The organism is Streptomyces longispororuber (assembly GCF_014656095.1).
Taxonomy (GTDB): domain Bacteria; phylum Actinomycetota; class Actinomycetes; order Streptomycetales; family Streptomycetaceae; genus Streptomyces; species Streptomyces longispororuber.
In genome coordinates this window covers 1-4396 of record NZ_BNBT01000280.1, presented here as the reverse complement: position 1 = coordinate 4396, position 4396 = coordinate 1, and the positions used below count along the sequence as shown (strand labels likewise).

Annotated in this window: 3 protein-coding genes; 2 read left to right on the top strand and 1 reads right to left on the bottom strand. The window is 73.1% G+C overall.

Annotation, left to right across the window (positions count from 1 at the left end; translation table 11 throughout):
• Nucleotides 1-147: 147 nt before the first annotated feature.
• Complete coding sequence (locus tag IE330_RS37855) at nt 148-1764, bottom strand: MFS transporter (protein ID WP_190140720.1); 1617 nt, start codon at nt 1762-1764, stop codon at nt 148-150.
• 295 nt (nt 1765-2059) lie between these two features.
• Between IE330_RS37855 and IE330_RS37850 the strand changes: the two genes are divergently transcribed.
• On the top strand, nt 2060-3241 hold the full coding sequence (locus tag IE330_RS37850; RefSeq protein WP_373314834.1) for a glycosyltransferase family 39 protein: 1182 nt from the start codon (nt 2060-2062) through the stop codon (nt 3239-3241).
• Between the two features lie 276 nt (nt 3242-3517).
• The coding region (locus IE330_RS37845) for a phosphatase PAP2 family protein (protein ID WP_190140718.1) at nt 3518-4396 on the top strand (879 nt) is incomplete at its 3' end.

Here is a 4396-nt window from a genome sequence, read left to right as displayed (position 1 = left end):
CGCCGGACGGGCTGAAACTCTTCAGCCCGTCCGGCGTTTGAGGACGAGGCGCGGAGCGCCGAAAAGAGCGGGGTCCAGGGGCGGCAGCCCCTGGTTACGGGAAAGGGGCGGGTCTGGGGCGCCCCCCGCGAGGGCACCCCGCGCGGGTCAGCGCGAGGACTTCGCCGGGACCCCGGCTTCCTCCCGCGGCGCGGGCATCGTCGGCTGCCCCTCGCCGGAGGCGACCCCGCACTCCATCCGCCACGGCAACCGCAGCGCGGCCAACGCCCCCAGCAGCAGAAGCCCCGCGCTGACCAGCAGCGTGACGTGCAGCCCGTGCACGAAGGAGTCCCGCGCGGCGGCCCGCAGCGCGGCCCCCCGCACGCCCCCGAGCCGGTCGGCGACCTCGTAGGCCTCGCCCAGCGAGTGCCCGGCCGCCGCGCTGTCCGCCGCGGGAACGCCCCGGACGGAGGAGAGACCGGGCGCGTACGCCGCGTTCATGACGCTGCCGAGCAGGGCGATGCCGATGCCCGCGCCGAGCTGGTACGAGGTCTCGCCGATGGCGGCGGCGCCACCCGCCTGGGTCTGCGGCGCCTCGCTGAGCATCGACTCGTACGCCCCGAAGAGCGTGGTCTCCAGGCCGAAGCCGAGCAGCACGAAGCCGGTGAGCAGCAGCGGCGCGTTGTCCTCGCCGCCCATGCCGATGAGCGCGACCACGGCGAGCGCGGTGAGGCAGAACCCGGCGGCGACCATCCGGCGCGGCCCGAAGCGCTGGAGCATCCGGGACCCGGCGAGCCCGGCGGCCATGGCGGCGATGGTGAGCGGCAGCAGCCGCAGGCCGGTCTCCAGCGGCGACAGGCCGAGCACGAGCTGGAGGTACTGGGCGGCGATCAGTTCGAGGCCGACGAGGGCGAGCATCGCGAGCACGATGCAGCCGACGGACGTGCTGAACGCGGGCCGCGTGAACATGGCCAGGTCCACCAGCGGATGCGTACGCCGCCGCTGCCGGCGGACGAAGGCGAACAGCAGGCCCCCGCCGAGGACGAGGCAGGTCAGGGTCGTCGAGCCGAGGGGGTCCTCGCCGCCGAGCCGTTTGACGCCGAAGACCAGGCCGAAGAGCCCGGCGGCGGCCATCAGCGCGCCCGTCACGTCCCAGGGCCCGTCGCGCTCGCCGGTGGACTCCGGCAGGAGCACGCGGCCGACGGGCAGGCTGACGAGCATCAGCGGGATGTTGATCAGGAAGACCGAGCCCCACCAGAAGTGCTCGAGCAGGAAGCCGCCGAGCAGCGGCCCGACGGCCGCGCCCACGGCCGCCACCGCGCTCCAGATCCCTATGGCGAGCGCCCGCTCGCGCCGGTCGGGGAAGACCTGGCGCAGGATCGAGAGCGTGGCGGGCATGATCATGGCGCCGCCGACGCCGAGCAGCGCGCGGGCGGCGATGAGGACGTGCGGGGTGTCCGCGAGGGCGGCCACGGCCGAGGCGACGCCGAACAGGGCGTAGCCGAGGAGCAGCACGCGTCTGCGCCCGACCCGGTCGCCGAGCGTGCCGAACAGGATGAGCAGCGAGGCGCAGACCAGCGGATAGATGTCCACGATCCACAGCAGCTCGATCGCGCCGGGCTTGAGGTCCTCGGTGACGGCGGGTACGGCGACGTGCAGGACGGTGGCGTCGACGGCGACGAGCAGCAGGCTGACGCAGAGGACGACGAGCACGACCCAGCGGTTGGCACCCGCGCCGGGGGTCCGACGGCCGGATGGAGCGGCGGCCGTGGTCGTCCCGGACATGTGCGTACCTCCCAGTGTTTCCTCGCGAATGCGGCCCATCGGGGTGGAGACGTCCCGGTGTGGCGGCTGTGAACGGCGAGTGCCCGTCAGCGTACGCGAGTCCGTCCGCACCGCGCGTGGCGGACCTCTCATGGTTGCCCCCCGACCGTATGGCGTGCGCCACAGCTAAAAGCCCGTCCGGCGTTTGAGGACGAGGCGCGAAGCGCCGATGAGGGGGGAAAGGGGCGCAGCCCCATGTGAACAGGGGACCCGGGGCGCAGCCCCGGCGAGGGGGCACCCCGGGGATAATCCCCCGGTGACCGATCTTGATCAGCCCCCCGCACGGGGCGGCACCCTTGCGGGGAGGGGAACCCCCGGCCAAGGCGCCCCCGCCAGACTCCGCGCGGCAGCGCCCGCCCTCCTCGTGTACGCCGGGGTACGGGCGGTGGGCCTCGCGGCCCTGGCCGCGTGGTCCGCGGCGGCGGGCAAGAGCCCGCACACGCTGCTGTCCGCCCGCTGGGACTCGCTCTGGTACACCCGCGTCACCGAGTACGGCTACGGCTGGGAGGTGCGGCTGCCGGACGGGAGCGTCCACTCCAACCTGGCGTTCTTCCCGCTGCTCCCCTGGCTGGAGCGGCTGGTGTCGGCGCTCTCGCCGCTGTCGTACGCGGACGCGGGCCTCGTGGTGAGCGCGGTCGCGTCGCTCTGCGCGGCCGGGGGGATCTTCGCCGTCGCGGACCATGTGCACGGCCGCCGCGCGGGGGTGTGCGCGGTGGCGCTGTGGGCGGTGCTGCCCGTCGGCGTCGTGCAGTCCATGGCGTACAGCGAGTCGCTGTTCACGGCGCTCGCCGCGTGGTCGCTGTACGCGGTCCTCACCGGGCGGTGGGTGACGGCGGGCGCGCTCGCCTCGCTGGCGGGGCTGACCCGGCCGGTGGGCGGTGCCGTGGTGCTCGCACTGTGGGTGGCGGCCGCTGTCGCGGCGCGACGCCGGGGCCGGGTCGAGCCGCGCCTCGCGCTCGGGGTGCTGCTCGCACCGCTCGGGGCCGCCGGGTACGTGCTGTGGGTGGGGCACCGCACCGGCGGCGGCCTGTTCGGCTACCTCGACGTGCAGAAGCAGTGGGGCAACGGCTTCGACGGCGGCTACGCCTTCGCCCGGTTCATCGGCGACAAGTTCACCTCGGTGCCGGGCGCGCTCGCGGGGCTCGGCCTGATCGCCGGGGTGGCGCTGCTGCTGTGGCTGTACGTGGTCGGGGTCCGGCAGCGCCAGCCGCTGCCGCTGCTCGTCTACACGGGCGTCGTGCTGGCGCTGGCCCTGTGCGCCGCGGGCTACTTCGGCTCCAAACCGCGCCTGCTGATGCCCGCCTTCCCGCTCCTGCTGCCCCTGGCGGTGGCCCTCGCCCGGCTGCGGACCTCGCGATCGGCGCTGGTCATCGGAGGTGTGGCCGTGGTCGGCGCGGTGTACGGGGCGTTCTGGCTGAACGGTTCCGGGCCGCCCTGATCACGCCCTGATCACGCCAAGATCACCCGTTCAAGATCATTGCGACCGCGCGCCGGGTGAGCGCCGGGGGAAATCCACCCCAGCTCCCGGTGAACCATTCCATAAGGCGGTGAAAACCACCCGGCCAATGATCAATGAATTGGGTAAAAGGTCCCCCGCCGAATAGGGATTCCGGCAGGAATAGCCCAGGGCCTGAGATCAATGCCACATCACATCGTCATCACAACCCCACCGATTCGACCTGGATGGGCGCTCACTCGCTGTAACGTCGATTGGGTGCGTACCGAACGAAACCTGACCCGTCTGGACCGGCTCTTCGCCCGGCTAGACCGTGAGCCGGAACGGCCGGTTCACCTCGACGTGCCGAGGATGAGCCGACACAGAGTCGTGCTCCTCGGCTCGACGCTGGGCTTCTATCTCGCCATCGTGGTCGCGGTCCTGACGACGTCCTGGCTCGTCCGGTTCGACTGGCAGGTCATGTTCTTCCGCCCCTACCAGCAGTGGCCCGAGATCCACGGCTTCCTCGACTACTGGGTCGTGCTCGGCCAGCGCGGCCCGACCGCGGTGATGGTCGCGGCCTGGCTGGGCTGGCGCTCCTGGCGCCAGCACACGCTGCGCCCGCTGCTGATGTTCGGTACGGCCCTGCTGCTGCTCAACGCCACGGTGGGCGCGGCCAAGATCGGCATGGGCCGCCTCGGGCCGCACTACGCCACCGTGATCGGCTCGAACGAGATGGGGCAGGGCGGCGATATATTCCCCTCGGGCCACACCGCCAACGCCGTCGTGACCTGGGGCATCCTGGCCTATCTCGCTTCGACGCCGCGCACCCGCCGCTATCTGTCGGCACTGTCCGCGGTGGTCTCGCTCAGCGTCGGCCTCACCACCGTCTACCTCGGTACGCACTGGCTGAGCGACGTCCTCCTCGGGTGGGCCGCGGGTCTGCTGATCCTGTTGGCGCTGCCCTGGTTCGAGCCGCTGGCCGCCCGCGTCGAGCCCTGGCTGCTCGGCCTGCGCGACCGCGTCCTCGGCCGCGGCCCGTCCGCCGCCGTCCCGACGCCGTTCCCGGTGCCGGCACTGGTGCGGCAGCGCACGCCGTCCGGCGCCGGCGACCAGCCGTCCGCGCGCGAGGTCGTCGCCGCCGCCCGGCCCCGCACG